General features: G+C 67.1%; 19 protein-coding genes. 2 read left to right on the top strand and 17 right to left on the bottom strand.

What is annotated here, in order from left to right:
• Window positions 1–41: 41 nt before the first annotated feature.
• The 10 genes from groL to AC5Y5O_RS03085 form a co-directional block, all read right to left on the bottom strand.
• Window positions 42–1667 carry a chaperonin GroEL gene (gene groL, locus AC5Y5O_RS03130; protein WP_500023663.1) on the bottom strand — a complete coding sequence of 542 codons (1626 nt, stop codon included), beginning with the start codon at window positions 1665–1667 and terminating at the stop codon, window positions 42–44.
• An 88-nt stretch (window positions 1668–1755) separates the two neighbouring features.
• A complete protein-coding gene (gene groES, locus AC5Y5O_RS03125; protein WP_090600574.1) occupies window positions 1756–2058 on the bottom strand; it encodes a co-chaperone GroES in 303 nt (100 codons plus the stop codon).
• Between the two features lie 240 nt (window positions 2059–2298).
• Window positions 2299–3327 (bottom strand): tRNA (adenosine(37)-N6)-threonylcarbamoyltransferase complex transferase subunit TsaD, encoded by a 1029-nt coding sequence (gene tsaD / locus AC5Y5O_RS03120; RefSeq protein WP_500023660.1) that lies wholly within the window; start codon window positions 3325–3327, stop codon window positions 2299–2301.
• The gene (gene rimI / locus AC5Y5O_RS03115; protein WP_500023658.1) at window positions 3324–3791 is read right to left on the bottom strand and encodes a ribosomal protein S18-alanine N-acetyltransferase; all 468 of its coding nucleotides are present in this window, start codon (window positions 3789–3791) and stop codon (window positions 3324–3326) included. Before rimI ends, tsaD begins: the two co-directional genes overlap by 4 nt.
• Entirely contained in the window at window positions 3788–4417 is a 630-nt protein-coding gene (gene tsaB / locus AC5Y5O_RS03110; protein ID WP_500023656.1) for a tRNA (adenosine(37)-N6)-threonylcarbamoyltransferase complex dimerization subunit type 1 TsaB, read from the bottom strand. The genes rimI and tsaB overlap by 4 nt, the downstream gene beginning before the upstream one ends.
• On the bottom strand, window positions 4414–4881 hold the full coding sequence (gene tsaE, locus AC5Y5O_RS03105; RefSeq protein WP_500023654.1) for a tRNA (adenosine(37)-N6)-threonylcarbamoyltransferase complex ATPase subunit type 1 TsaE: 468 nt from the start codon (window positions 4879–4881) through the stop codon (window positions 4414–4416). Before tsaE ends, tsaB begins: the two co-directional genes overlap by 4 nt.
• Window positions 4874–5926, bottom strand: a complete 1053-nt coding sequence (locus AC5Y5O_RS03100) for an alpha/beta fold hydrolase (RefSeq protein WP_207768515.1) — start codon at window positions 5924–5926, stop codon at window positions 4874–4876. Before AC5Y5O_RS03100 ends, tsaE begins: the two co-directional genes overlap by 8 nt.
• Window positions 5927–5978: 52 nt before the next feature.
• On the bottom strand, window positions 5979–7145 hold the full coding sequence (gene alr, locus AC5Y5O_RS03095) for an alanine racemase (protein WP_096284938.1): 1167 nt from the start codon (window positions 7143–7145) through the stop codon (window positions 5979–5981).
• Window positions 7146–7249: 104 nt separating this feature from the next.
• On the bottom strand, window positions 7250–8647 hold the full coding sequence (gene gad / locus AC5Y5O_RS03090; protein WP_500023651.1) for a glutamate decarboxylase: 1398 nt from the start codon (window positions 8645–8647) through the stop codon (window positions 7250–7252).
• A 21-nt stretch (window positions 8648–8668) separates the two neighbouring features.
• A complete protein-coding gene (locus tag AC5Y5O_RS03085; RefSeq protein ID WP_500023761.1) occupies window positions 8669–10099 on the bottom strand; it encodes an NAD(P)H-hydrate dehydratase in 1431 nt (476 codons plus the stop codon).
• A gap of 92 nt (window positions 10100–10191) precedes the next feature.
• Between AC5Y5O_RS03085 and AC5Y5O_RS03080 the strand changes: the two genes are divergently transcribed.
• Window positions 10192–11121 carry a class I SAM-dependent methyltransferase gene (locus tag AC5Y5O_RS03080; RefSeq protein ID WP_500023649.1) on the top strand — a complete coding sequence of 310 codons (930 nt, stop codon included), beginning with the start codon at window positions 10192–10194 and terminating at the stop codon, window positions 11119–11121.
• On the opposite strand, the gene AC5Y5O_RS03075 is transcribed toward AC5Y5O_RS03080, so the two are convergent.
• From AC5Y5O_RS03075 to glmS, 7 genes are all read right to left on the bottom strand, one after another.
• Window positions 11118–13016 (bottom strand): alpha/beta hydrolase family protein, encoded by a 1899-nt coding sequence (locus AC5Y5O_RS03075; protein WP_500023647.1) that lies wholly within the window; start codon window positions 13014–13016, stop codon window positions 11118–11120. The two genes, AC5Y5O_RS03080 and AC5Y5O_RS03075, sit on opposite strands and share 4 nt — an antisense overlap.
• Window positions 13017–13020: 4 nt before the next feature.
• Window positions 13021–14802: an N-acetylglutaminylglutamine amidotransferase gene (locus AC5Y5O_RS03070; RefSeq protein ID WP_500023645.1), complete on the bottom strand. Its 1782-nt coding sequence runs from the start codon at window positions 14800–14802 to the stop codon at window positions 13021–13023.
• A gap of 1 nt (window position 14803) precedes the next feature.
• A complete protein-coding gene (locus AC5Y5O_RS03065) occupies window positions 14804–17422 on the bottom strand; it encodes a glutamate--cysteine ligase (RefSeq protein WP_500023643.1) in 2619 nt (872 codons plus the stop codon).
• 77 nt (window positions 17423–17499) lie between these two features.
• Window positions 17500–18213: a rhomboid-like protein gene (locus tag AC5Y5O_RS03060; protein WP_243393768.1), complete on the bottom strand. Its 714-nt coding sequence runs from the start codon at window positions 18211–18213 to the stop codon at window positions 17500–17502.
• A gap of 39 nt (window positions 18214–18252) precedes the next feature.
• Window positions 18253–19092 carry a DUF4436 domain-containing protein gene (locus AC5Y5O_RS03055; RefSeq protein ID WP_500023641.1) on the bottom strand — a complete coding sequence of 280 codons (840 nt, stop codon included), beginning with the start codon at window positions 19090–19092 and terminating at the stop codon, window positions 18253–18255.
• A 120-nt stretch (window positions 19093–19212) separates the two neighbouring features.
• A complete protein-coding gene (locus tag AC5Y5O_RS03050) occupies window positions 19213–20091 on the bottom strand; it encodes a DUF4436 domain-containing protein (RefSeq protein WP_243393766.1) in 879 nt (292 codons plus the stop codon).
• Window positions 20084–21949 carry a glutamine--fructose-6-phosphate transaminase (isomerizing) gene (gene glmS, locus AC5Y5O_RS03045; protein WP_096284926.1) on the bottom strand — a complete coding sequence of 622 codons (1866 nt, stop codon included), beginning with the start codon at window positions 21947–21949 and terminating at the stop codon, window positions 20084–20086. The genes AC5Y5O_RS03050 and glmS overlap by 8 nt, the downstream gene beginning before the upstream one ends.
• 184 nt (window positions 21950–22133) lie before the next feature.
• On the opposite strand from glmS, the gene AC5Y5O_RS03040 reads away from it, so the two are divergent.
• On the top strand, window positions 22134–22583 hold the full coding sequence (locus tag AC5Y5O_RS03040) for a DUF2510 domain-containing protein (RefSeq protein ID WP_096284924.1): 450 nt from the start codon (window positions 22134–22136) through the stop codon (window positions 22581–22583).
• Window positions 22584–22588 lie beyond the last annotated feature (5 nt).

Raw genomic sequence — 22588 nt, 5'->3', positions numbered from 1 at the left:
ACCCCCGGCCGAATGGCCGGGGGTGTTTCGCACTAACTCGCTCAGTGGTGATGGTGGTGACCGTGGCCGTGGCCGTGGTCATCCTCCTCGTTGGCCGGCTTCTCGACGACCGCCGTCTCGGTGGTCAGCACCATGCGGGCAACCGAGGCCGCATTCAGCACCGCCGACCGGGTGACCTTGACGGGGTCGATGACACCCTGCTTGATCAGGTCGCCGTACTCCAGCGTCGCGGCGTTCAGGCCGTGCCCGGCGGGCAGCTCACTGACCTTGTGCACCGCGACCGCGCCGTCCAGCCCGGCGTTGACCGCGATCCAGTACAGCGGCGCGGACAGCGCCTCGGCGAACACACCGACACCTGACGCCTCGTCGCCGGACAACGACTCGCGCAGCTTGTTCAGCGACTTGCCGGCCTGAATCAGCGCCGAACCACCGCCGGCGACGATGCCCTCCTCGACGGCCGCCTTGGCGGCCGCGACGGCGTCCTCGACGCTTTCCTTGCGCTCCTTGAGGGCGGTCTCGGTAGCGGCCCCGACCTTGATGACGGCCACGCCGCCGGCCAGCTTCGCCACGCGCTCCTGCAGCTTCTCGCGATCCCATTCCGAATCGCTCGCCTCGATCTCGGCACGCAGCTGCTTGACCCGCTTTTCCACTGCGTCCTTAGAGCCACCGCCGTCGACGATGATGGTGTCGTCTTTGCTGACCACCACGCGCCGGGCGGAGCCCAGCACCTCGGTGCCCACCTCACGCAGCACCAAACCGGCGTCGGGGTTGACCACCTGACCGCCCGTCACGATCGCCAGATCCTCGAGGAAGGCCTTGCGGCGGTCACCGAAGAACGGCGACTTGACCGCAACAGCCTTGAGCGTCTTGCGGATCGAGTTGACGACCAGCGTCGCCAACGCCTCGCCCTCGACGTCCTCGGCGACGATCAGCAGCGGCTTGCCCGATTCGGCGATCTTCTCCAGCATCGGCAGCAGGTCCGGCAACGAGCTGATCTTCTCCTGGTGCAGCAGGATCAGCGGGTCTTCGAGCACGGCCTCCTGCGAGTCGAAGTCGTTGACGAAGTACGCCGACAGGAAACCCTTGTCGAAGCCGACGCCCTCGGTGAATTCGAGCTCGGTGTTCAGCGTCGACGATTCCTCAACGCTGACGACGCCATCGGCGCCGACCTTGTTCATGCCCTCGCCGACCAGCGTGCCGATCTGCTCGTCGCGCGAGGAGACCGTCGCGATCTGCGCGATACCCTCTCGCCCGGCAACCGGAGTGGCCGCGGCCAGCAGCGCCTCGGACACCGCGTCGGCGGCCTTGCTGATGCCCGCGCCCAGCGCGATCGGGTTGGCACCGGCGGCGACCAAGCGCAGGCCGCCCTTCACCAGCGCCTGTGCCAGCACGGTGGCGGTGGTGGTGCCGTCGCCGGCGACGTCGTTGGTCTTGGTGGCCACCGACTTCACCAGCTGGGCACCCAAGTTCTCGAACGGGTCTTCCAGGTCGATCTCACGCGCGACGGTCACGCCGTCGTTGGTGATCACCGGCCCGCCGAACGCCTTGGCCAGCACCACATGCCGACCGCGGGGACCCAGCGTGACCCGCACCGCGTCGGCGAGCTTGTTCACGCCCGCCTCCATCGCGCGACGCGCGGTCTCGTCGTACTCAATAAGCTTGCTCATCAGGCTCCTTCAAGAGGCGTGAGAACGCATGCCGCCCCGGAAATCACCCGTGCTTGCGCACAGGGATCGCCGGGGCGGAACACGGTTCTTACTTGGATACGACAGCCAGCACGTCGCGTGCCGACAGGATCAGGTACTCCTCGCCGCCGTACTTGATCTCGGTGCCGCCGTACTTGCTGTAGATGACGGTGTCACCCTCGGAAACGTCAAGCGGGATCCGCTTGTCGCCGTCCTCGTCCCACCGGCCGGGGCCGACTGCGACGACGGTGCCTTCTTGCGGCTTCTCCTTGGCGGTGTCAGGAATGACCAGACCGGACGCGGTCGTGGTCTCGGCCTCGTTGGCCTGCACGAGGATCTTGTCCTCGAGTGGCTTGATCTTCACCTTCGCCACGATTGGAGCCCTCCACTATTTGGATCGGGTCCGGGATTCGCCCGGACTGGAGTTGGCGGCCGGCCCGGGGCTTCGCCCGAACCGTCCGTTTATCAGATGATTCGGCATTCGGCCGCGCCCCCGGGCCGTCGTCGCGGGTGCCGACACAGGGGATCGTCCGATTGCCACCTAGCACTCTATACACGAGAGTGCTAGCACTCAAGGGCGCCCTGCTGCTTCCCGCGGAATTACGCTGTGAGCTCAGCCGACCTGGCCTTTTACCACCGGCAGCCCCGGGTCGCTCGGCACGTCCAGCGGCGACGGAGCCGCACCCGCGCCAATCAGGTGCGCGGCGAACGCCGCGATCATCGCGCCGTTGTCGGTGCACAGCCGTGGCCTGGGGATACGCAGCGTCAGGCCGGCCTGCCCGCACCGCTCGGTGGCCAGCTCGCGCAGCCGCGAGTTGGCGGCGACTCCACCGGCGATCAGCAGTGTCCGCACGCCGAGGCCGGTGGCGGCCCGGACTGCCTTCATGGTCAGCACGTCGGCGACGGCTTCCTGGAATCCGGCGGCGATGTCGGCCGTCACGGCGTCCGGGTTGCCCTCCACGTAGCGCGCGACCGCGGTCTTGAGGCCGGAGAAGCTGAACGTGTGCGGGTCGTCTCGCGGGCCGGTCATGCCGCGCGGGAACGGGATGGCGTCGCGGTCACCGGTGCGAGCCAGCTCGTCGAGGACCCGGCCGCCCGGATAGCCCAGGCCCAGCAGCCGGGCCACCTTGTCGTAGGCCTCGCCCGCGGCGTCGTCGACGGTGCTGCCGAGCTCGAGGATCGGCTCGCCGAGCGAGCGCACATGCAGCAGATGCGTATGCCCGCCGGACACCAGCAGCGCCACGCACTCGGGCAACGGCCCGTGCTGGTAGACGTCGGCGGCCAGGTGCCCGCCCAGATGGTTCACCGCGTAGAACGGCACGTCCCAGGCGGCCGAATACGCTTTGGCCGCAGCCACTCCCACCAGCAAGGCGCCAGCCAGCCCGGGGCCGATGGTCGCGGCGACGACGTCCGGCTTGTCCAGTTCGGCGGCGTCCAGCGCGCGGCGCATGGCCGGTCCGAGCGCCTCCAGGTGGGCGCGGGAGGCGATTTCGGGGACCACACCGCCGAACCGGACGTGCTCGTCGACGCTGGAGGCGACCTCGTCGGCCAGCAGTGTGACGGTGCCGTCGGACTCAAGCCGCGCGATGCCGACTCCTGTTTCGTCACAAGAGGTTTCGATGGCAAGGATGGTGGTTGTCATTGTGCTTCCCGCCGCATCGTGTAGGCGTCCGCGCCGCTGACTCGGTAGTAGCGCTTGCGCAGGCCGATCTGCTCGAAACCCACGCTACGGTAAAGCGCGATGGCGGCCTCGTTGTCGGTGCGGACCTCCAGGTAGACCACGCCGCCGTCGGCGAACTCCAGCAACTCCCCGAGCAGCCGGCGGCCGATGCCGTGGCCCTGGTACTGCGGGTCGACGCCGATCGTGTGCACCTCGTATTCGAACGGCGGGGTGCGGCCCAACCTGGAGATGCCGGCGTAGCCGACGAGAAGATCGGCGGTACGCGCACCCACGTAATGGTTGTGGGCACTGGCCAATTCGCGATGGAACGCCGCCGCGGGCCAGGGGTCGTCGCCGTCGAACAGCTGGGCTTCCAGTTGCGCACACCGCTGCGCGTCGGCGCGGGTCAGCGCGCCGATCGTCACGGGTTCGCTGCACGCCGTCATCCCCGGGCCGCCAGCGGTTTGGCGTCGGGCCGGCGCAGATACAGCGCCACCAGCGGCGCCGGGTCGCTGGACCAGTCGGGCACCGCGGCGACCAGCCCGGCCGCCGTGGGATGGACGGGCTCGCGGACCGCAAGACCGAACAGCGCCGCGTGTGCGGGCGAGCCCGCGACCGCTTTCGCGGGTCCGGGGTCGACGTCGCCGGGCGCATTGACCGACGGGCCGGCCGTGCGCAACCCGTCGCTGTATCGGGCCCAGTAGACCTCGCGCCGCCGGGCATCGGTGACCACCAGGGTGTCGCCGGTGGTCAGCGCGCCGATGGCGTCCAGACTGCAGACCCCCCACACGGGGATGTCCAGCGCATGGCCATAGGCGGCGGCCGAAGCCATCCCGGCGCGCAGACCGGTGAACGGGCCCGGGCCACAGCCGACCACGACGCCGTCGAGGTCGGCCATCCTCAGTCCGGCTTCGGCCAGCGCGGCAAGCACATTCGGGGTCAGCCGTTCGGCGTGGGCGCGAGAGTCGACGGTGACCTGCTGGGCCAGCACCGTGCACTCGGCGCCGTCGCGGCGCACGATGCCGGCCGTCACCGCGGGGGTGGCGGTGTCCAGAGTCAAGATCAGGCTCACGACCGGCCCCACTCCCACGTCACGATCCGCACGTCGGATCCGCTGACCCGCTCCAGCCGGATGTCGAGATGCCGTTCGGAGAGACGTTCGGCCAGGCCCTCGCCCCACTCCACCACGACGACCGCGTCCTCGAGATCGGTGTCGAGGTCCAGCGAATCGAGTTCGGCGAGCAGATCCGTGCCCTGGTGGTCCAGTAACCGGTAGACGTCGACGTGAATCATCGTCGGCGCGCCCGCCTGCCGCGGCGGGTGCACGCGGGCCAACACGTACGTCGGTGAGGTGATCGGGCCGTCGACGTCCATCGCCTCGGCAATTCCCTTGGCCAACACGGTCTTTCCCGCTCCGAGCGGGCCGGACAGCACCACGACGTCACCGGCGCGCAGCTGCTGTCCCAACCGCGACCCGAGCGCGATGGTGTCCTCGGCGCGCTCGCAGGTCGCCGTGCCGGGTCTCAGGTCAGCCACGGCGCCGCAACCGTTGTCGAGTTCGCCGGTACCACAGGGTCATTCTGCCCGGAATGGCCCGATTGACCAGCCGGACCAGCCCGTCGTTGATGGCCTCGGGCTTGTCCAGCAGGGCCAGGTGACTGGCCCCGCTGACGATGACCAGCTCCGAGCGCGGCAGCGAGGCCGCCATCTTGCGCGAGTACTCGTCCGGAGTGATCAGATCGTGGTCACCACAAGCGATCAGCGTCGGGATCCGCAGCAATGTCCACAGGCCGGCGGTTTCGTCGTGGGTTTCCAGCGCGTTCAGGAATCCCACCAGCGTGGGGATCGGGGTGCCGTTCATCATCCGCTGGGAGAATGCGTCCAGGCTGCGGCTGACATGCAGATCGCTGTAGGACGCGGCCCGCAGAATCGGGCCGATCAGCGAGCGCGACACATTGCGGCCGCGGTGCATCAGCTTGGGCGCCGACCGAGCGGTGAACCGCAGTGCCTCCACCGCGGGGTTTTTCAGGATCTCACCCAGCGGCGAGCGGGTAACCCCTTCGGCGGCAGTGGAAATCAGCGCCGCCCCGACGATGCGGCTACCGTACTGGTCCGGGTACTGACGGGCATGCGACAACACCGTCATGCCGCCCATCGAATGGCCGACCAACACGATCACCCCACGCGGCGCGACCTCGGTCAGGACGCTGTGCAGGTCCTGCCCAAGCTGGGTCAGCGTGTAGGTCTCGGGTGAGGCCGAGCCGGAGCGCCCATGCCCGCGCTGGTCGTAGAAGACCATCCGCACCCGCGGTCCCCACTTCTCGGCGAGTCGCTTGCGCTGAAAGTAGAACGCACCCATGCGCAGGCAGAAGCCGTGCACGAAGACCATCGTCAGCCCAGCGTCCAGCGGGCCGACTTCACGCACCGCCAACGACACGCCGTCGGGCGTGGTCACCACATAGCTGCGGTCGCTGTGGAGGCGCTCGAAATCCTCGTCGGCATACGGGTCCTCGGCGAGCGTGACACGCTGCGTCATCGACCGGCGCACCGAAGCGCCGACGATGGTGGCGACCGCAGTCAGCCCTGCCCCTCCCGCAAGCCAAGCCCTTCCCCTCAGGCGCCCGCGAGTTTCCTCATCGTCCAACGGTTTCGGCCTCGCGATAGGTCCTGGCGATGCGCCCCCGCGGACTGGTGACCACTTCGTAGTGGATGGTGCCGAGCAGATCGGCCCAATCCTGGGCGGTTGGTTCACCAGTGGCGCCGGGGCCGAACAGAATCGCCTCGTCACCTTCTGCCACGTCGACGGCTCCGGGACCGAGGTCGACGAGGAATTGGTCCATGCAGATCCGCCCGACGCCCGGGCGTCGCCTGCCGTTGATCAGCACGTCGAGCCGCCCGCCCAGCGACCGGAACACACCGTCGGCGTAGCCGATCGGAATCAGCGCCACGGTCGTGTCGTGCGGCGCGACCCAGGTGTGGGCGTACGACACGCCCTCGCCTGCGCCGACCGATTTCACCAGTGCGACAGCGCATTTCACTGTCATTGCGGGCAACAATCCCATGTCGCCGAGCTCGGGAACCGGACTCAGGCCGTAGACCGCGATTCCGGGCCGCACCATGTCGAAGGCCAGGTCGGGACGAGACATCGTGGCCGACGAATTCGACAGGTGGGCAATCTCGAATCGCACTCCCTGGTCGTTTGCGTACGCCAGCATCTCGCGAAACCGTTGCGCCTGAACATCATTGATCGAGTTGTTGGGCTGGTCGGCGAACACCAGGTGCGACATCAGCCCGCGTAACCGAATCGTCTCGTCCGAGACGGCCCGGCGCACCGCGGTCAACATCGCTTCGTAGTGGCCTGGGGGCACGCCGTTGCGGTTCAGCCCGGTGTCGACCTTGAGGCTCACCGTCGCCGCCTTGTCGGTCCGGTGCACCGCGTCGAGCACCTCGTCGAGCTGACGCACCGAGGACACCGCGATCTCCACATTGCCCTGCAGCGCCGGCCCGAAGTCGATGCCGGGCGGGTGCAGCCAGGCCAGCACCGGCGCGGTGATTCCGTCGGCACGCAGCGCCAAGGCTTCGTCGACCGTCGCGACGCCCAACTCGGCGGCCCCGGCGGCCAGGGCGGAGTGTGCCACCCGGATGGCGCCGTGGCCGTAGCCGTCGGCCTTGACGACGGCCATCACCTGCGCGGAGCCGGCGTGCTCGCGCAGTACCCGCACGTTGTGCGCGATCGCACCCAGGTCCACCACGGCCTCGGCGAGCACGCCCGGCGTCAGGGATATCGGCGTTACTGCCACGGCCGCTATTGTCCCAGAAACCCAAAAAGCCCCGCGAAAGTGCAACCAGGGACACCGCTACTCGCGATTTGCGTCCCTAGATGCACTCTCGCGACGCACGACCGCTAGTGGGCGAAGTGCTCGCTGGTGTAGTGCCCACCCGGCTTCAGCTTGTCCAGGGAGGCCAGCGCGCTGCGGGCATCGTCGTGCAGGGCCCGGGCCAGGTCGGCGGACAGTCCCTCGCGCACCACGACCCGCAGCACCGACACGTCGGAGGCGTTGTCGGGCATCGTGTAGGCGGGCACCTGCCAGCCGTAGCCGCGCAGCTCGTGGGAGACGTCGAACTCGGTGTAACCCAGGCCGCGCGCCAGCCGGAAGCTGACCACCGGGATTGCCGAGCCGTCGGAGATCAGCTCGCAATGTTCGCCGTCCCGCAGCTGCTCGCCCAGCCAGCGCGCCGTCGACGACAGCGTCTGCATGACCTGGGTGTAACCCTCGCGGCCCAACCGCAGGAAGTTGTAGTACTGGCCGACGACCTGGTTGCCCGGGCGGGAGAAGTTCAACGTGAAGGTCGGCATGTCGCCGCCCAGATAGTTCACGTGGAACACCAGATCCTCGGGGAGATACTCCTTGTCGCGCCACACCACGAATCCGACACCCGGGTAGGTCAGCCCGTACTTGTGGCCGCTGACGTTGATCGACACCACCCGCGGCAGCCGGAAGTCCCACTTGAGCTCGGGATGCAGAAACGGCACCACGAATCCGCCGCTGGCCGCGTCGACGTGCACCGGGACATCGACACCCCCGTCGGCCGCCAGCTTGTCCAGCGCCGCGCAGATCTCGGCGATCGGTTCCAGCTCTCCCGTGTAGGTGGTGCCCAGGATCGCGACCACCCCGATGGTGTCCTCGTCGACGGCATCGACGACCTGCTCGGGGGTGATGACGTACCGCCCCTCCTCCATCGGCAAGTAACGCGGCTCGACGTCGAAGTAGCGGCAGAATTTCTCCCAGACCACCTGGACGTTGGAGCCCATCACCAGGTTGGGCGTGCGCCCCTTCCAGCCTTCCTTTTTCCCGGAGCCGACCTTTTCGCGCCATCGCCACTTCATCGCCAGACCGCCCAGCATCACCGCTTCGCTGGAACCGATGGTGGAGACCCCGGTCGCGCTGGACGGATCGTCGTCGCGCAGCCCGTCAGCGTGAAAGAGGTCGGCCACCATGGACACACAGCGCTGCTCGATGGCCGCGGTCGCGGGGTATTCGTCCTTGTCGATCATGTTCTTGTCGAAGGTTTCGGCCATCAGCCGTCCGGCCTGGGGATCCATCCAGGTCGTCACGAAGGTGGCCAGGTTCAGCCGCGAGCTGCCGTCGAGCATCAGCTCGTCGTGGATGAAGCGATAGGCGGCATCGGGGTCCATCGACTCCTCGGGCAGCCTCAGCGCGGGTATCGGCGCGGTGAACAGGCGGCCGGTGTAGGCGGGGGCGATCGAGTGCCCGGGGACGGACGGATGGCTGCCGGTCATGGCGGATCCTCTCGTTGACGATTACAGAGCGGCCAGCGCGGCGCGGATGTGCGGCACGATGCGCGACGCCGAGGTGGGCGCCGCACCGGGACCCGGGTCCGCGGCCGAGAGCGCGGCGGCGCGGGCGTGGACGTAGGCGCCGGCGGCGGCCGCCTCGGCCGGCGGCAGTCCCGCGGCCAGCAGTGCGCCGATCATCCCGGACAGCACGTCGCCGGAGCCGGCGGTGGCCGCCCAGGACTGCCCGGCGGGATTGAGGTAGACCGGGCCGCCGGGGTCGGCGATGACGGTGACGTTGCCCTTGAGCAGGACGGTCGCGCCGAACGTGTCGGCCAGCTTGCGGGTGGCCGAGATCCGGTCGTCGCCGGGCGGCGCCCCGGCCAATCGGGCGAACTCCCCCGCGTGCGGGGTGAGCACCGTCGGTGCGCGACGACTGGCCACCAGCTCGGGGTGGGCGGCCAGAATCGTCAGCCCGTCGGCGTCGACCAGCACCGGCAGGTCGGTTTCCAGCGCGAACCACAACGCGGCGGCACCGGCGTCGTCGGTGCCCAAACCGGGTCCGACCACCCACGCCTGCACCCGCCCGGCCGCCGCGGGAGAGGGCGTCGCGATGACCTCCGGCCACACCGCGAGAACCTGGCGGTGCCCGCTGCCCGCATAGCGCACCATGCCCGAGGTGGCCGCGACGGCGGCGCCGGTGCACAGCACGGCCGCACCCGGATACGTCGACGAGCCGGCCAGAATGCCCGTGACACCTTGGGTGTATTTGTCGTCGTGCGGCCCCGGAACCGGCCAGCGGGCGACGACGTCTTCGGCCTCGAAACCGAGCACTGATGCTGTTGAGGTGTCCGGCAGGTCGAGCCCGATGTCGACCAGCTTGACGTCGCCGCAGTCGGCCAGCGCGTGCACGGGCTTGAGGCCACCGAACGTCACCGTCAGCGCGGCGTGCACCGCGGGGCCGGTGATCGCGCCGGTCGCCACGTCGACGCCGCTGGGGATGTCGACGGCGACCACTGGGATCTCGTGAGCATCGACCGCGGCGAACACTTCGGCCGCTGCCGGCCGCAGCGGACCCGAGCCGGAGATGCCGACCACGCCGTCGATGACGAGATCGGTTGTCGCCGAGACGCTCTCGACGACGCGGCCGCCGGCTTTGCGAAAGGCGGCCAGGCCCTTGCGGTGGGTGTGGTCCGGGCTGAGCAACACCGCGTGCGCGGCCGCGCCGCGACGCAGCAGAAAGGTCGACGCCCACAGCGCGTCACCGCCGTTGTCGCCCGAGCCGACGACCGCGCACACCCGCCGACCGGCGACGCCGCCGGTGCGGGCGGTCAACTGTTTGACAATCTCGGTGGCCAACCCGAAAGCCGCACGTTTCATCAGGACGCCGTCGGGCAGGCTGGCCAGCAGCGGTGCTTCGGCGTCGCGGATCGCATCCACGGAGTAGTAATGCCGCATCGAATTCAGCATTCCATGCTCGTCGGTGTTTTCGCACAGCAGTCGTTCAGGAGCCGTCCGTACATTCGGCGGTAGCGACGATTGGAGGGGCGATGGCGCGCACGGATGACGACACCTGGGACCTGGCAAATGGCGTGGGAGCCACCGCAACCGGCGTAGCCGTGGGCCGCGCACTGGCCACCCGGGCGCCTCAGCGACTGATCAACGACCCGTTCGCCGAGCCGCTGGTGCGCGCCGTCGGCGTGGAGTTTTTCACCCGGCTCGCCGGCGGCGAACTGGATCCCGCCGAGGTTGACGACAACGGCGACTTCGGCATGGTGGGCATGGGCCTGATGATGGGCATCCGCACCCGGTTCTTCGACGACTTCTTCGTGACCGCGGCCGCCGCGGGTGTCCGGCAGGCGGTGATTCTGGCCTCGGGGCTGGACGCCCGCGCCTACCGGCTGCCCTGGCCCGACGGGACGACGGTGTTCGAGATCGACCAGTCGCGGGTCATCGAGTTCAAGAGCGCAACCCTGGCCGATCTGGGTGCCGACCCGACGGCCGACCTGCGCGCAGTGCCCGTCGACTTACGCCACGACTGGCCGGCCGCGCTGCGCGCCGCGGGACTGGACCCCAGCAAGCCGACCGCGTGGAGCGCCGAGGGTCTGATGCCGTTCTTGCCGCCCGAGGCCCAGGATCGGATGCTGGACAACATCACTGCGCTCAGCGCGCCGGGAAGTCAGTTGGCCACCGAAAACCTGCAGGGCACCAGCGATGTCGTAGCGACGATGGCCGGCCGCATCCGTGAGGTCACCGACCAATGGCGCGAACACGGCTTCGACATCGAGATGACCGACCTCTGGTACGCGGGTGAACGCAACGACGTGGTCGAGTACCTGCGGTCCCATGGCTGGCAAACGACCGCCAGGGCGGTGCCGGATCTGGCTGCGGATTACGGTCTTTCGCTGCCGTCCCGGCCGGCGGGTGACAACGAGGACACGCTCTCCTCGATGCAGTACGTCACCGCGACGCGAAACTAGCCGTTGCCGACGTCACCGAGCACCGGCGAGAGGTCATCGGCATCGAATGCCGCAGTCAACCACTGACTCATCGAGGCGGCCAACGTCACCCGATTCTCACGCTTGGCGATGCCATGTCCGTCGTCGCTGAACACCAGATAGCCAACCCGACGACCGGCCTTTCGTAGCGCGTCGACGATCTGTTCCGATTGGCTCATCGGCACATTGGTGTCCTTGGCTCCATGGACCACCAACAACGGCGCCGTCAACGCGTCCACCCGGTGCAGGGGCGACAGGTGCTCGAGCAACTCACGATCGCTGACGGGATGGCCGTACTTCGGATAGGCCGCGGCGGCAATCCACGGCTCGGTATGGCGGTAGAACGTGCCGAGGTCGCTCATGCCGCAGATGCTGATGCCCGCCGCGAACAACGCGGGATGAAACGTCAGCGCCGCCATGGTCAGATAACCGCCGTACGACCAGCCCGCGCAGGCAATTCGCCGCGGGTCGGCTAGGCCGTTGTCCACCAGGAATCGCACGCAGTCGGCGACATCGTCGATGGCGGCGAACCGCTTCTCCTTGTCGTCGGCATGCATGAAGGTCCGGCCGAGGCCTCCGGAGCCACGCACGTTCGGCGCCAGCACCAGAATCCCGTCGTTGACCAGCCGCGCAAAGATCTCGCTGTAACCGGGACGAGCCTGACCTTCCGGTCCGCCGTGCAGGTATACCACCGCTCCTTTGACGGCTTCTGCGGCCGGCGGCCGGTAGAGCCAGGCATTCAGGCTCAGCCCGTCGCGCGCGGTGATCGTCTCCGGCCTCGTCGCGGCGGAAAATCCCGGTACGACCGGGCCCTGGCTCGGTTCGCGATCGATGAGTTCCCATCGGCGCGACCGGGGATCGACCAGCTCGACGGTGCGCGGCGCCGCCGGACCTTCGACGGTCATCGCGATCATCGAGCCGCCGGCACTGATGGACAGCTCGCCGGCGACCAGCCCGGGCAGTGGGATCGGATCAGTCAGGGTGTTGTCGGCATATTGGAGGATTTGTAATTCGCTGCGGCCCTGCATGTTCCACAGCAGAACCACGGTGGACAGGTCGTCGCTGACGGCGAATGCGTCCAGTTCACAGTTGGGGCGCTCGGCCACCACGCAATAACTGACGCCGTCGTGGGTGGCCGTCACTTCCAGCAGCCGGGCGTATTCACAGCCATTGTCGCTGCGGATCAGTGCCCGCACATATCCGTTCGCGCCCGTGCCCGGGTAGTAAAGCTTGGTCAGATCGCGATCCGGACCGTAGCGGATGCGGCGCGGATGGTGGTCGTCGAGGATGACGCCGTCGGCCGTCGTGGAGCCGGGATCGGATGGCAATAAGGCGATCTCGGTCGGTCCGTGCAGCATGATCAGTTCGTGGTAGCCGCGCGGTCCGACCCGGATCAGTGCCGCTCCGGCCCAGGCGTCGACCAGGCGGCCACCAGAGCGTCGGTCCAACACCGTGCAACAGCCGTCGGCCGGATCGATCAGACACGATTGCCCGACCCCGTCCTCACCGGTCAGGATCGCCGCGACACGGCCACCGTCCCAGCCGACGAGCTCAGCGGTCCCGTCGTGCTCGTCGTCGATGCCGTCGATCCTAAGGGCCATCCTGTCGTCGGGATCGGTGGTGACGACCCAGATCTGGGTTCGTGTGCCGCCGCTGGGCGCCACCTCGCACGCCAGCCACTGACCGTCCGCCGAGTGGATCACCCGCGAAACAGGACCCTCGACCGGCAGGACGACGTCGCGCGACGAGCTTGCCCGGCGGCCTCGCAGAAAGCGTTGCACCGCGCGGGGATAACCGCCGTCGTCGATCAGGTGTGCGAATGCCGTCGCGTCCGGGGACAGCGACGCGCCGTAGATGGCGCGCACGTGTTGCGCCATCGACTCAGGCCCCCAGGCTCTGCAGCCACATTTCGAGCACCGCCAGTTGCCACAACGCGTTGGAGCCCAATGTGGTTCGCGTCTCGTTGGGCGCGGCCAGCAAGGCGTCGACGGTGTCGGTGCGATACAGGCCGCGGTTGCGGGCCGCACCGTTGGTCAGCGCATCGCGCACCATCTCGAACACCTCGCCGTGCAGATGCCGGATGCCCGGCACCAGGAAGTGGCCTTTGGTCCGGTCGATCACCTCCGACGGAAGTAGTTCTCGCGCACCACCTTTCAGCACACCCTTGCCGCCCGAGGCCAGCTTCAAATCGGGCGGACATGCTGCGGCCAGCTCGACGAAATCGTGGTCGAGGAACGGCACGCGAGCCTCGAGGCCCCACGCCATCGTCATCGTGTCGACCCGCTTGACGGGATCGTCGACGAGCATCACCTGGGTGTCCAGACGCAGCGCCGCGTCGACAGCACAGTCGGCACCCGGCGCGCCCTGATGGGCTGCGACGAATGCGCGGCTGACATCGGCATCAATCATGTACTCGGGGGCCAAGATTGACCGTAGATCGTCATGGCTGCGATCAAAGAAAACCTTCGCATACGCCTCGGTGGTCTGCTCACGGGCGATATCGGCCAGCGGCGGATACCACGAGTAACCGGCCAGGATCTCGTCGGCACCCTGACCCGACTGCACCACCTTCACCGACCTGCTCACCTCTTGCGACAGCAGGTAAAAGGCGACGCAGTCATGACTGACCATGGGTTCACTCATCGCGGCGATGCATTTCGGTACGGCGGGCACCAGTCGCGATTCGTCGATGTGAATCTTGTGGTGGTCGGTGTCATACGTCTTGGCGACCAGATCGGAATAGAAGTACTCGTCTCCGGACTCCCCGTCTGCGGAGTCGAACCCGATGCTGAAGGTTGCCAGCCCCTGCTGACCCTCCTCTGCCAGTAACGCGACCACGATCGATGAGTCGATGCCACCGGACAGCAGAACACCCACCGGAACGTCGGCGACCATCCGGCGTTTGACCGCGGTGCGCAGTGCCTGCATCAGCGAAGCTTCCCAATCACGCGCTGACCATGACGCTTTCGCCGGATTACGCCCGAATTCCGGTGTCCAGTAAATGGTGTCGGCCTGGGTACCGTCGGGTTGGATCACCCGTACGGTTGCCGGCGGCAGCTTACGCACACCGCGAAATATCGTCAGCGGCGCCGGTACCACGGAGTGAAAAGTCATGTAATGGTGCAACGCTTCACGGTCGAGCTCCGTGTCCACCCCGCCGGCCTCGAGCAATGCCCGCACCGAGGATGCAAACCGCAGCCCGCCGGGTAGGGACGCGATATAGAGCGGCTTGATGCCGAGTCTGTCGCGGGCCAGCGTCACCGCGCCGGAGTCCCGGTCTGCGATGGCGAACGCGAACATCCCCTTGAACTTCTCGACGCAGCGTTCCCCCCACTTGTGAAACGCCTTGATCACCACCTCACTGTCGGCGGTGGAGAAGAATCGGTAGCCATCGGCGTGTAGTTGCTCGCGCAATTCCTGGTAGTTGTAGATGCAGCCGTTGAACACCAGCGTCAAGCCCAGATCGGCGTCGACCATGGGCTGCGCGCCGCGGGCGGACAAGTCGATGATCGACAGCCGCCGGTGCCCGAGTGCGACGGGTCCATGGGCCACCACCCCGTCGGCATCGGGCCCGCGTGACGTCATTGCCCCGGTCATGCGCGCGACGGCGCCGACATCCGCCGCACACCCGTCCCAGCGGATCTCACCGCAGATGCCGCACATATCAATCGCTTTCGCTTAATGGCTCGCTGAGGATCCAGGTATCTTTGCTGCCGCCGCCGTATGACGAGTTGACGATGCGCGACCCACGGCTGGCCACCCGCGTCAGCGCCGCGGGCATCACATGTGCCGATACGGCACCGTTTCCGGCCGCCCGAAGATGCACAAATGCACGCAAGTCGACGTGATGAGGGTATAGGCCGTCGCCGTCAAAGGTGGGATGGGTCGATAAGTTGACCGCCTCCTGGGCGATGAACCGCTCGGGTTGCGTTTCCAGCTCCCGTCGCCGCGCGTCCAACGCGGACTCGGAGGCGTCCGGCCCGATCAACACCCCGCTTCCGCCCAGTCCGTCGATCGGTTTGACGACCAGGTCGCCGAGATTTGCCAGCACGTAGTCACGCTGTTCGCGTTCGGCGCAGATCCAGGTAGGCACCTGCGCCAGGCTGGGCTTTTCGTCGAGATAGAACTTGATCATGTCGGGCACATAGGCGTAAATCGCCTTGTCGTCTGCGACACCGTTGGCCAGCGCATTCGCGATGGTGAGATCGCCGTCCGCGATCGCTCTGAGCAGACCCGGCCGCAGCGGCACGCCGTCGTATCCGGTGGACGACAACAGCATGTCCTCATCCATCCGCGCATACACGACATCGATGCGGCGGGCCCTTGATCCGACGTGCTGCACCAGTTTGCCGTCGCGCAGTGAGAGATCGGATGGCTGCACCAGTGCCACCGACATTTCCTCGGCCAAAAAGGTGTGCTCGAACCATGCGCTGTCCTCCCAGCCGGTCGACAGCACCGCGACGGTCAGGTCGTCGGACGCGTGCGCCGGTGCCGCTGCGCGCAGCGTCTCGAGCAGCATCGCGGGTGCCTGGCCGGCTTCTTCGATCGCCGCGGGCGGTTGCAACTCGCTGAGGTGTTTGGTGACCAGGCGATGGTTGACGATGGCGTAGGCCATCCCCGAGGGCACTCGCAAATTGTCCTCGAGCACCGTCCACCCACCGGCGCGGTCGCACACGATGTCGGTGCCGCTGATGTGGGCGCGGACGGTATTGCCCGCAAGCCGGCCGGTAGAGCGAAAGCCGGGTGCCCGGTCGAGAATCTGTTCGCCGATGATGCCGGCCGCGACGATCTCTTGCGCGGAATAGATGTCGCGCAGAAACGCGTCCAGCGCGCGGGCCCGCTGGGCTAAGCCTTGGCACAACTGCGTCCACTCCGGTGCGGTCACGATGCGCGGCACGAGGTCAACCGGGAACAGTTGGGCCCGGGTTTGACCGGTGACGCGAAACGTGACGTTGTCGGCGCGCTGCTCCTGCTCGATGGCCGCTTCCCGGGAACGCAGTTCGGCCACGCCGATCTGGGCGATGGCATCGAGGACATTCCGATAGTGCGGGTGTGGTTGACCGCTGGTGTCGACCGCTTCGTCGTAACTGTCGTCGAGGTTGCCACCAGCGGTATCGGTGCGTTTGCTGCCCGGCTGGTAGCCGTACCGAAGCGTCCGGTCGTCACCGACAGTCATCGAGGTCGGACCGGTGGCCGCCGTCTCGACAATGAGCTGGTCGACGACGTCGGTGAGACGCCCGCGACGGCGCAGCGCCCGCCGCTGCCGTGCCGAGGACGTTCCCATCTCGAGCGCTTGGCGGCTCAGCTCGCTCACGGTTTCCCAATCACCGGTTTCGTCCAATTGCGCACGCAGTCCCTCGACCAGCTCGCTAACCACCTCGGATGCCGGGCGGCCGACAGGTCCGCGGACGTCGACCAGCTCGCCCTCCAACCCCGACCGGGCGGCTCGCCACACCGCGGCCCGGCTCACCGCCGGTGAGAGCACCGTCGGCTCAGTTCCCGCGTGCGCGGCCGCGGCCTCGCGCTCCACCAGGGCCCGGAATATCCCGGCGATCAAGACGACCGTGTCCACGGACGGGCAGCTGTCGCATACCCGCAGCTCCAGCGTCGGCGCCGCGCTAGCCGGGCGCACGTCGAAATAAACCATCCCGACGTCGAAGATGACGCCGCTGGCCACCAGGTCGGCGACCAGTTGGTCGTATTCCGCGGCCGTGTGAACCGGGGCGGCCGGACCCGTTGTAGGCCAGCGCTGCCAAACCAGCGTGCGCAGACTCGCGTAACCGGTGTCAGACCCGTCGGACGCAAAGGGCGAGCTGGCAGACAAGGCGAGCAGAGTCGGGAGATACGCGGCCACCCGGTAGCCGACCTCGACCGCTTCGTCGCGATCGGCGACGCCCACATGTATCTGGGTGCCGCAGATCAGCTGCTCTCGGGCCAGCAGTTGGTAATCGGCGAGCATCTGCCGATAGCGCGGCGTCTTGGTCACCTGCATCTCGGCCGGGACCGCCAGCGGCACCGCGCCGGCGGCGACCACTCCCATGCCCAATTCGGTGGCGGCCTCGACCAAGACCTTGCGCTGGCGGACGAGTTCCTCGCGCAATTCGCCCAGCGAATTAACCACTTGAGTGTTGGTCTCGACGACGCACCGCTGCAACTCGGCGACATAGTCCTCGGTCAGCTCGGCCAGCAGTTCGGGTGCGCGCGCCGTGAGCCGCCTTGTCTTCAGATCGACAAGGTGGAACTCCTCTTCAGCGCCCAGCGTTCGCGGCGACACAGCTCGCATTTCCCCACGCTATGGCGGCGCAATTACCGTGGCGTTAAACGCAGATCGCGTTCGCAACAGCAAAACCGGCCGGACCCTCAGATCGGATCCTCGCGGGAGCGGAATCGTCGTATCGCGGCTCGGAACCGGGCCGGGCTCCACGGCTTGTCTATTCTCGCCCGGGCCATCGGATAGAAGCAGAGCCCGATGAGGATCGACGTGAAGTGACCGATCGCGGTGAAGTTCAGCCCGTGTTTGGCCATCGTGATCAGAGGAAAGCCGAAGACGACCAGCAGTACGCCGAGGTAAAGCCAGCGCCATGGCCGCTCGATGCGATACGCCAACACGGCCATGATGCCGACCAGGAAGTAGCTGACCCCGATATCGCGGGAGCGCACCAGCCGTTCCGATGCGTCGTGTTCCTCGATCGCGAAGTACAGGATGCCTTCGCTGATGTAGGTCGAAAGGATGTGGCTGGTCAATCCCACGGTGAGCCAGTTCAAGTGGCCGAGCCAGTGTTCGGCCGGGGCGAGAAACAAGGTGAACAGCAGCAGGTAGGGCTCCAGGCTCTTGCCGTCGATCCACAGCAGGCTGGAAAACAGCACCGAAAGCGGATCGGTGCCCAACTCGTGAATGTTGGTGGAGCGGTGCAGCAACACCGAGTGCAATTGCCGCCCGGAGAGCTGGTTTTGGATGACTGTGGTGATCATCAACACCAGGAGCCAGCCGTAGGTCAGCGGAGCGCTGCTGACGAAATGCCAGACCCCGATAGCCAAGCTTCGTAGTCGCGCCCCCACCGATCCATCCGCCACGGCGTCCACCTTTGCATGCCCGGCGGCTTGGGCAAACTTTTATGCCGCCTTTTCAGGTTCGGGTCGTAGATGCCGCCACCAGCAAAAGATGTACAGCACCATCGACATCACCAGTGTGACGATTACCCAGAGCGTGACCGTGACATCGACCCAGGACCCGATCGGGGGTGCGTCGGGCAACGCATTTCGCAGTGGTATCACCGCGAACAGCATTGCCGCGTACCACGTTGTCATCGGTGGCTGGAATTTTCGACGGTCGCGCGCCGTCTGGATGGCGACGAAGGCGCCGACTCCGGCGAGCGCGAGCATCACCACGACGATGACGGCGGCGAACGCCGCGATGCTGGGCGAGCGCCGTAGCTCCACCCGGTACGGCGACTGCAAACTACCCTCACCGGCAACGGAAAGCTGCCAGCCGGAGACACGGTCGACGAATTTCACCGGTAGCTGTTCGGGTCGCTCGGTGCCGTAGATGAGGTCGACCGTGATCGGGCCCGACTGATATTTGTCGAGGGGCCACACCGACGGATCGCCGCTAATCGTCAGCGGGACAGGGTATTCGCCGGGAAGCATGCCTTTCGTCCAGGCGCGTTTGCTGGGCGTGGCCGCGGAGTGGACCACGACGGCGAAGTCTGAGTTGAGGCCGCGGGTGACCGGATCCAGCAGCCCAGGCCCCGGCGTGATGGTGACGTCGGCGTGCAGCGCGCCCTTCATCGACTGGGTATCGAGGAAGTCGATCGTCACCGTGGTCCCGTCGGCCGACGGCTTGCCGGGGGTCAGTTGCAGCGGGCAGCCGCAACCGGACCTGGCATAGAGCGCGACCGTGGTCACGTACGCGCCGATGAAAAAGATCACCAAAGCTATGATCGAAAACTTCATGAACCGAGTGCCTCTGGCGAAGCCGTTCGCTGCCAAGGTTGCCTCCCCCGCTGACTGTCCCGTCCGACATGCATCACCCCGGCCAGAAATACTAGTGGCTTACCGCGCGGCGACCAGACGCTAAGTCGGCCGCTGCGAGGCCAGCTCGTCGGGTGCGGGCCGCAGATGCCGCCACCAGCAAGAGATGTAGAGCCCCATCGAAATCACCAATACGACGATCACCCACAGCACGATCGTGACGTCGATGAAGGCTCCGAAGGGAGGCGCGTCGGGAAGCGCATTCCGCAATGGCACCACCGCGAACAGCATCGCCGCGTACCAGGTTGTCATCGGCGGCTGGAATTTGCGCTTGTCGCGCCAGGTCTGGACCGCGACAAAGAGCGCAAACGCGGCGAGCGCGACCAGTACGCCAAGGATGACAACCGCGAACGCAACCGTGCTCATCGATCGGGACAGATCCACCTGGTAGGGGCCGAGCAGATCTGCGTCGCTGATGCGGCTGACGTCGATATCCCAGCCGAGCAGACGATCGGCCATGGTCACCACCGCCGGCACCCGCGTGGAGGTGGTGGGGCCGGACAAGAGCTCGGAGACGATGGGCCCCGAGTGGTATTCGTCCAGCGGCCAGACCGCGACTTCACCGCCCACGGCCAGTGAAACCCGAAACACATCGGGCACAGTGCCTTTCGGCCACGTACGCTTGCTGGCCGTCACCGCGGACGTGACCGCGATGGTGAGATCTTCCTTGAGATTGTGGGTTCGCGGATCGAGTAGCGCGGGTCCGGGAAAGACGCTGACGTTGGCGACGAGCAGGCTGTTGGCCGACTGAACTTCCTGGACATCGATGGTCACCCGGGTCAGGTCGGGCTCCGACTGACCTCGAACGACAATGCTGCGGTGGCTCAGGCCGCCGTCGACGTACAGCGCAACCGAGACGCCATAGGCCACCAGGAACAACACGACACCGACGATGCCGAATATCCGGCGGTGGCTATTCAACCGTGACCGACTTGGCCAGATTTCTCGGTTTGTCGACGTCGTACCCACGGGCCTGCGCCACCGACGCGGCAAACACCTGCAGCGGGATGGTCGACAGCAGTGGCTGCAAAAGCGTTGACACCGAAGGGATTTCGATCAAATGATCGGCATAGGGACGCACGGTGTCGTCCCCTTCCTCGGCGATGACGATGGTCACCGCGCCACGCGTCTGAATCTCGCGGATATTGGACATCAACTTCGCATGCAGCGTAGCCGACCCCTTGGGTGACGGCATCACGACGATGACCGGCAGGTCGTCCTCGATCAGCGCGATCGGGCCGTGCTTGAGCTCGCCGGCGGCGAAACCCTCGGCGTGCATGTAGGCCAGCTCTTTGAGTTTGAGCGCGCCTTCCAGCGCCACCGGGTAGCCGACATGGCGGCCCAGGAACAGCACGGTCGAGGATTGGGCGAACCGATAAGCCAGGGCGGCAACGGGTTCGATGTTGGCGAGCACCCGCGAAACGATCTCGGGCATCGCTTCCAGCTCACGGTATTCGCGCTCGACCTCGTCGGGGTACTTGGTGCCGCGGGCCTGTGCGAGCGCCAGTCCGACCAGGTAGTTGGCGGTGATCTGGGCCAGGAAGGTCTTCGTCGAGGCCACCCCGATTTCCGGCCCGGCGCGCGTGTAGAGCACCGCGTCGCATTCGCGGGGGATCTGCGAGCCATTGGTATTGCAGATCGCCAGCACCTTGGCCTTCTGCGCCTTGGCGTGGCGGACCGCTTCCAGGGTGTCCGCGGTTTCACCGGACTGCGAGATGGCGACCACGAGTGTGCTGCGGTCCAAAACCGGGTCCCGGTAGCGGAATTCGCTGGCAAGCTCGACTTCCACCGGCAGTCGCGTCCAGTGCTCGATCGCATACTTCGCCAGCAGCCCGGAGTGATACGCGGTGCCACAGGCGACGACGAATACCTTGTCGACCTCGCGCAGTTCCTGATCGGAGAGGCGTTGCTCGTCGAGCACGATGCGGCCGTTGACGAAATGGCCGAGCAGCGTGTCGGCCACCGCCGTGGGCTGCTCGGCGATCTCCTTGAGCATGAAGTACTCGTAGCCACCCTTTTCGGCGGCGGCGAGGTCCCAATCGATATGGAACTCGCGATAATCGACGTCTTCGTTGCCGTCGAAGTCGGTGATCCGGTAGCCGTCGGCGGTCAGCACCACGCATTGGTCCTGGCCGAGTTCGACGGCGTTGCGGGTGTGCGGAATGAAGGCCGCCACGTCGGAGCCGACGAACATCTCGCCGTCACCGACGCCGACCACCAACGGGGTCGACCGTCGCGCGGCCACGATGGTGCCGGGCTCGTCGGCGTTGGCGAACACGAGCGTGAAGTGGCCCTCCAGCCGGCGCAGCACCGCGAGCACCGACGCGGCGAAGTCGCCGGCCGTCTCACCCTCGCGATACGCCCGGGCGACCAGGTGCACGGCGACCTCGGTGTCGGTGTCGCTGGCGAACTCGACGCCGGCCGCCTCCAGCTCTTGGCGCAGGGTCGCGAAGTTCTCGATGATGCCGTTGTGGACGACGGCGATCTTGCCGGCGGCGTCGCGGTGCGGGTGGGCGTTGCGGTCGGTCGGGCGGCCGTGGGTGGCCCAGCGGGTGTGGCCCAGGCCGGTGGTGGCGCCCAGGTCCTTGGCCGGCATGTCGGCCACCGCTTTGTCCAGGTTTTCCAGTCGGCCGGCGCGGCGGCGCACGGTGAGCCTGCCGGTGCCGTCGACCAGCGCGATGCCCGAGGAGTCGTAGCCGCGGTACTCCATGCGGCGAAGTGCGTCCATGACGACTTGGCAGGCAGGGGCCTGCCCGACGTAGCCGACAATTCCGCACATTGTGACCAGGGTAGTGCAGATGACGCGCCCGCTCGGCCCGCTGCCAGGCCCAACCCGGATGAGTGGTCGCTCAGGCGGCTTTTCGGCCGAAGTGTCGCCCCGAGCTCACGCTCAACGGCACTGAAGTGACACACGGCGCCCAGCCGGTAACGTTTGGCCCGCCCACCAGCGCGAAAGGCCCGCTTTGACCGACCCGTACCACCGCTTCTCCGTCAGGCTCCACGAGCACACCGGCTTCGTGGTCTTTTGGGTCCAGCGCACGATCACCTGCACCGGGACGCTCGAGCAATGCGAGAAGGCATACCGCGATGCGCAGCTGCATTGCCTGGTCACCGGCTGGTGGGGCCTGCTGTCGCTTTTCCTGATGAACCCGATCGCGCTGATCTCGAACTACACGGCGATTCGACGAGTACGCGCCCAGGCGAAGGAAGCCCCGGCGCCCCACGCCGCGACGCCCTATGCCCCCGTCGGCCAGGCTGTTCGCGCCGTGGCGCCCCGCCAGGCCGTCGCGCCTCACCCAGCCGCCCCACCCCGACCGGTCGGGCCGCCGCCGGGCTGGTACCCCGACCCGGGCGGACCGGGACAGCGGTACTGGGACGGTGTCGCGTGGACTCACTGGACCCATCCCCGCTAACGTCG

It is taken from the genome of Mycobacterium sp. NGS40 (assembly GCF_059812735.1).
The sequence above is the reverse complement of the archived record's forward strand: the minus strand, read 5'-3'. Positions and strand labels throughout refer to the sequence as shown.